Source organism: Dethiosulfatibacter sp., assembly GCF_983023055.1.
Genome location: NZ_CEZJXU010000093.1, coordinates 1 through 6,840 on the forward strand (window position 1 = coordinate 1; position 6,840 = coordinate 6,840).

The 6,840-nt window shown below is 37.0% G+C and carries 5 protein-coding genes; 2 read left to right on the forward strand and 3 right to left on the reverse strand.

The annotated features are described in order from the left end of the window. From AC3AX0_RS04885 to ychF, 3 genes are all read right to left on the reverse strand, one after another. A partial coding sequence (locus tag AC3AX0_RS04885) for an L-cysteine desulfidase family protein (RefSeq protein WP_487549186.1) occupies window positions 1–1,188 on the reverse strand: 1,188 nt, incomplete at its 3' end. A 223-nt stretch (window positions 1,189–1,411) separates the two neighbouring features. Further along, the gene (locus AC3AX0_RS04890; RefSeq protein WP_487549187.1) at window positions 1,412–3,193 is read right to left on the reverse strand and encodes a sigma 54-interacting transcriptional regulator; all 1,782 of its coding nucleotides are present in this window, start codon (window positions 3,191–3,193) and stop codon (window positions 1,412–1,414) included. Window positions 3,194–3,301: 108 nt separating this feature from the next. Beyond that, on the reverse strand, window positions 3,302–4,393 hold the full coding sequence (gene ychF / locus AC3AX0_RS04895) for a redox-regulated ATPase YchF (RefSeq protein WP_487549188.1): 1,092 nt from the start codon (window positions 4,391–4,393) through the stop codon (window positions 3,302–3,304). A 187-nt stretch (window positions 4,394–4,580) separates the two neighbouring features. Between ychF and AC3AX0_RS04900 the strand changes: the two genes are divergently transcribed. Next, window positions 4,581–5,246 (forward strand): cell division protein ZapA, encoded by a 666-nt coding sequence (locus AC3AX0_RS04900; RefSeq protein WP_487549189.1) that lies wholly within the window; start codon window positions 4,581–4,583, stop codon window positions 5,244–5,246. A gap of 149 nt (window positions 5,247–5,395) precedes the next feature. Then, window positions 5,396–6,840: peptidase U32 family protein (locus AC3AX0_RS04905; RefSeq protein ID WP_487549190.1), on the forward strand; the 1,445-nt coding region annotated here is incomplete at its 3' end.

Sequence of the window (6,840 nt, forward strand, 5' to 3'; positions counted from 1 at the left end):
TCCTGTAACGATGCCGTTGTTGTCGTGGGCATAATGATTGTAAAGTGCATAAATTGCCGATTGAACACTTGAAGCAGCAGCAGTTCCAAGCTTAAGAGCACAGCCCGGTTTAGCTCCATCACAGATTACTCCTGCTTGGTTTGCAATCATATTCTTGATTGCATTTTCAAGCTGTTCAATAGTACCACCCATGAGCCATACTATACCGCAGGTTGCACCTGTAGAAGCGGCTATTGAGCAACCGCATAAGGGAGTAAGACGCCCGACATAATGCTTGATATAACCGGTTATTACATGGCTTATGGCTAGAGCTTTTGCTATTTTTTCATCATCTACTTCGTGGTATTCTCTGTAGGCGGCTATAGGAAGTATTGCAGTCAAGCCATGGTTTCCACTGCCGTTTGAACTCATAACAGGAATTGCCATTCCTGACATTCTTGCATCGGAAGCAGCTGCAGTTAGCATCATTGCAGTATTTGGGAAATCTTCAGTTAATAATCCGTCGTCTATAGCTTTCTTTATGGCACTGCCAACGCCTATTCCAAGTTTTTCCGAAAGTCCGACCTTAGCTGCGCGTAAATTCATTTCAAGACCGTCAATCATGAAGGCTATTTCTTTATGTTCAAGCTGTTCTATTGATTTGACAATATCCCTTATTGGAGTTTTAAAGAAGTCTTCATCAGGCATGGAAGTTGAATTTATTCCAGTATTTGAATCTTCGTTTTTCGAAAAAATTTCCTTGTCATTTAGCGTAATTGAAACTATATTGTCATGTTTTTTTATGATTATTGCTTTGGAAGTATCCTTGCCGCTTTTAACAACTGCTTCTAAATATATATTCTCATTAGTATCAAGAAGAGTTACTTTGGCTTTGTTGCTGTTGAGAAGTTCTATTGCCGCGTTTCGTTCTTCATTACTTACTTCACCAAGAATTTGAAGACCATTTTTGTGAGTACCTATTACAGCACCCAGGGCAGCGGCAACATCAAGGCCTGTTCTATCTATTCCAGGTATTCCTACGTTCATTCCGTTCTTATAGATATTGGGACTTAGTTTTACACTTACATCATCAATGTCACCTGTAAGGACGGATTTTGCTGCTGCTGCAGCTAAGGCAATGGCGACAGGCTCAGTACACCCCACTGCAGGTTTTACGTCATTTCTTAGAAGTTTCAGTATATTATCCATATTTTTTGTAATTGAAGTATTCATGATATTAGCTCCTTTGAGTACCGTGCACTCTTTTTATAAGAATATATACAGCAAGTATCATGCCAACAAAATTAAAAGATGAACTGTTGGAATTTCAACATTTATATACGGATAAAAAATAGCGTAGTATCACAATGATACAAAAAACCAAAAACCATGTATCAAAATGATATCAAATATCAAAATGATACATGGTTTTTTACAATTTATATTTCTTTATTTTTCTGTACAGGGTGGCTCTTCCGATATTAAGCGCTTCAGCAGAGTTATCTATACCCGTGCTGTTTCTGCCGTAGACCTTTAGCGCCTTACCTATTTCACGCTTTTCAACTTCTTCTATTGTCATTATACTCTTTGGTTCTTCTTTTTTGTTGATTTCATTACCGGTATTTTCAACACCTGAAAAATGTCGCTTCAATCTGTTTGGCAGGTTTGATTTTCTGCAAAGGTCTCCATCTGTAATATTCACAAGATATTCCATAGTGTTTTCAAGTTCTCTTATATTTCCAGGCCAAGTATATCTTGTTAGAAATTCCATAAGACTGTCTTCAAAATATTTTACATCCTTGTTGAATTGTTTGCTGAATTTTCTTAGAAATACATTGGACAATATCATTATGTCGTCTTTTCTTTCCCGAAGGGGAGGTATATGTATTGGTATGACATTGAGTCTGAAATAAAGGTCTTCTCTGAACTCTCTTTCTTCAACCATTGTTTCAAGATTCTTGTTTGTTGCTGATATTACCCTTGCGTCCATTGATATTGATCTGTTTCCACCAACACGGGTGAAGGATTTTTCCTGGAGAACCCTTAAAAGCTTTGACTGAAGGTGAAGGGGCATGTCGCCAATCTCATCAAGAAAGATTGTTCCTTTTCCAGCAAGTTCAAACTTGCCTGGGTTTCCACCTTTTTTAGCTCCTGTAAAAGATCCTTCCTCATATCCGAAAAGCTCGCTTTCGATTAGGTTTTCAGGAAGAGCTGAACAGTTTACCGCAATGAATGGGGAATCGCGACGTGGACTCTGATTGTGGATGGCTCTTGCGAAGAGTTCTTTTCCCGTACCGCTTTCTCCCTGTACTAGAACGGAAGAGTTACCTTTGGCAAATTGTTTAGCATGGTTTATTACATTTAACATCTCCTTGTTTTCGCTGATAATATTGTCGAAGGCTATTTCTCTGGATTTTCCTGCAATATTGCTGAAAACACTGATCATTTCTTCAAGCTCAGTTATTGTAAATACATAACCCTTTGTTTCATTGTCGTAAATAATGGGATGTATTGAGTAGAATCCGTGGAACTTCCTGTCATGTTTTGAATAGTTGAAGCTTTTATTTTTTACATTGTCAATAATTCCGACAGGAGAAAGTGAAATGATAGTTTCTATGGTTGTCCCTTTGGATATGCTGCTTTTGCTGAAATATTCTTGTGCTGTCTTGTTGCTTCTTTCTATCTTTCCTTTTTCATCAGTATATATTACTCCGACATCTATGAGGTCCATGGTTGTGTCAAGTTCATTTGCTAGTTTTTTGATTCTTATGGTACTTTCCTGTTCAATGAGCTTGGATGCTATTAAGCTTGACATTTTTTTGAGAAAGTCAAGAAGGTTTATCTCATTTTCAACGATCCTTTTTTTCTGATCTTCATTGAATGCTATAAGGCCAATAACTCCTGCAGCCTGTCCCTGTACTATTATAGGACAGCATACCTGTGCAAATTCCTTGCACTCTGTCTTCTTATCGCAGCCTATGCATCTTATATTTTCACGTGGATTTTCTATGATAAAGCTTTCCATTGAATCCAGAGATTTTGAGAATACGCATTTTTTTGATATCTGTTCTCCAACCCTTGTTATGTTGTTGCCTGATGCTGTGATTCTTGTCAGGTTACTGTCTGCAATGGTTACATCAACGTTGATTACACTTTTTATAGCCTTGGTTATGTCATTAAGAGTTTTTTGGATGGCGCTTAAATTGTATGCCATTGTTACACCGCCTTGAATTGTTGGAATAAGTTTTCATAAATAAAAAACCCACCATAAATAGTGGATTCTTATATTTCAATATTAAGTTTATCATGGATTCAATTATTTTTAAACATTGAATCTGAAAAGTATAACATCACCGTCTATTATAATATATTCCTTGCCTTCAAGTCTAAGCATTCCTTTTTCCTTGATGGCCTGCATTGAGCCGATTTCTTTAAGATTGTCAAATCCAACGACTTCTGCTCTGATGAAGCCTCTTTCTATGTCGGAGTGGATTTTGCCGGCAGCCTGTGGAGCCTTTGTTCCTCTTTTGATGGTCCATGCCCTAGTTTCCTGAGGTCCGGAAGTAAGGAATGAAATAAGTCCAAGAAGCTTGTAGCTTGCACTTACAAGCTTGTCTAGACCAGAAGCCTTAAGTCCCATATCAAGTAGGAATTCGTGTTTTTCATCTTCATCAAGTTCAGATATTTCCGCTTCGATTTTTCCGCAAAGTGTTATAACTTCAGAATTTTCAGCTTCAGCATATTCTCTTAGCTTGAGAACGTGAGGATTTGTTTCCATTGTAACCAAATGTTCCTCGTCTATGTTTGCTGCATATAGCACGGGCTTATAGGTAATGAGGCTTAATAGCCTTACCATTTTTTCTTCTTCTTCTGTAAATTCCATTTTCCTTGCTGGTTGTTCGTTTTCAAGACTATCTACAATCCTTGTTACAAGGTCCAGTTCTAATGCGAGAGATTTATCTCCCTTTAAATTCCTGGTAAGTCTTTCTTTTCTTTTCGATAGCATCTCAAGGTCTGAAAGTATAAGTTCAAGATCTATTATTTCAATATCTCTTATAGGGTCTATATTACCTTCTACATGAGTGACATTATCGTCTTCGAAACATCTTACAACATGTACAATTGCTGCAACCTCTCTTATATGTGAAAGAAATTTGTTTCCAAGACCTTCGCCCTTGCTTGCTCCCTTTACAAGTCCTGCTATATCATAAAATTCCATTGCCGTATGTATTATTTTCTTTGATTCATTGACCTTCGCAAGAAAATCAAGTCTTTCATCAGGCACTGAAACCACGCCTATGTTAGGCTCTATAGTACAGAATGGATAGTTTGCTGATTCTGCTCCTGCTGATGTTATTGCATTAAATAAGGTACTTTTTCCAACATTTGGAAGACCTACTATTCCCATTTTCATTGTTTATAACGTCCTTTCTTAAAAAATATTCAAAATATTATACATCATATCAATGGAGGCTTCAATAAAAATATGTTGTAAATTTGTTAAAATTAGCTAAAATTTGCACTTTGTATTTGACCTTTATAGCCAATTGTGAGAAAATAGGAACAAAATATATTATAAATAAATTTAATGAGGAGATGCTATGCAGGGGTACAATAGTGTTGAAATTAAAATAGCAGGAAAGAAGTACAAGGTACAGACAAATGAAAATCAGGAATATATAAAAAAGATTGAGGAAATGATTAACTCCAAAATACATCAATTCAAGGCTACGGACAAGAAATTCGACAGCTTTTCTTCCTTGGCGTTTACTACCTTTATAATTGCCGACAAGTATTTCAAGATTTTGGATCAGCTGGAGAAGGCAAAGCAGAATGAAAAAGTTGTCATAAATCCGATTGAAATTAAAAAGATGAAGGAAGAAAAAAGCAAACTGGTAATTGACCTTGATAGATCCATTGAGGAAAAAGATAAGCTTTTGCAGGAACTCATTCAGAAAAACAGTGAATTTGACATACTGGCAAGCAAATTAACAGAATATGAAAATATGCTTAAGGTAAAGGAAGAGGAACTGTCCTTTATGAATGAGATTAACAAGGATCTTGACAACAAATTCAAGAAGTTATCTGAAGATTTGTTCATGATAAGAGAAGAACCAGAAGATCCCCTGGAACTTGAAATGCCTCTAATATTGGAAGAACCGGAAGTATCTGAATCTACTGAAACATTTGAAACACCGAAAGAATCAGGAAGGTATGTACCGGACGTATCGAAATTATTGGATACATTGGATATTAACGAAGAATAAACTGATGAAACCATCAGTTTATTTTTATTAACATAATGCACAATGATTTCACTGGTGAAGTATTATCAAGTTCACTGAAACCGATTATAGTGCGGAACGAATAAAAAAATATATGGACAAGATGTCCAAGGATTTAAATGGAGAATAAAATGAATAAACACGAATTGCTTGCGCCTGTTGGTAACAGTGAGTCACTTTATGCTGCTGTAAAAGCAGGGGCTGATGCTGTATATCTTGGAGGCAAGGTTTTTAATGCGAGAAATTTCGCGGACAATTTCACGGACAATGATTTGGAGGAATTGATAAAATATGCTCACCTGGCAGGGGTAAAGGTATATATTACTCTAAATACCCTGATCAAGGAAAAAGAGATTACTGAAGCTCTTGAATATGCAAATTATCTTAATTCAATAAATGTAGATGCTGTAATCGTACAGGACTGGGGACTTATGATGCTTATTGACAAGCATATTCCCGGACTAAAGATACATGGAAGTACCCAGATGACAATATGCGACTACTTCGGAATAGACCTTTTGGAAAAATATAATATAAAGAAGAACATACTTGCACGCGAAACACCTTTTGAAAGACTTAAGCTAATCAAGGAAAAATCTGATAAATCACTGGAAGTGTTTATTCATGGAGCTCTTTGCTGTTCTTATTCGGGACAGTGTTATATCAGTTCCTATTTTGGTGGCAGAAGTGGAAACAGAGGAAGATGTGCACAGACCTGTAGATTGGCTTTTGACATTATTGACAAGGAAACGGGATTGAAGGTAAATGACAATCCTGTATATCCATTGAGCCTTAAGGAATTCAATATTGGAGCGAAAATACAGAAGCTTGCAGACATTGGTATAAATACATTCAAAATTGAAGGAAGAATGAGAAAGCCAGAATATGTGGACAGGGTAGTGACCTACTACAGACAGCTTCTGGATGGTATATACGATGAAAATGTGAAAAAGCAGGCTGAGGAGGTTTTCAGCAGGGGATTCACAAAGGGACTGCTTTTCGGAGATTTTGGAAAAGATCTCATGGCCTATGATTCTCCAAAAAACACAGGCACGTTGTTGGGTACCGTGGAGCAGATGAACGGATACAGCGCAGGAGTACAGTTGGTGGACGATATTACTGTTGGAGATGGAATTACTTACGGAAAGAACGAAAAGAACAGGGGCTTCATAATTGAGAGACTTGTACAAAAGGGAACAAGCATCAAGGAAGCAAAGGCAGGGGAACTTGTATTCATCAAAGCCAAGCAGAAGATGGAAGTAGGCGATGTTATTTATAAGACCTTCAACAAGAATCTATCAGATGAGGTTGGTATAAGAATTAAGAACGCAGACATATATTTCCTGAGATCTCTTGATTTTGATGTGAAAATAAGGGAAGGCGAAAGGATATTACTTAAAGCCATCTCAGGTGAGTACAATACTGAAGTATACAGTGATGACGAGGTGGAAGGTGCAAAGAATGCTCCTGCTGAAGCTGAATCTGTAATAAAGCAGCTTTCAAAATCCGGAGGAACGGTATTTACGGTAAAAGATGTAAATATAGATTTGGAAGGCAATGTATTTGTGAGCAAAAG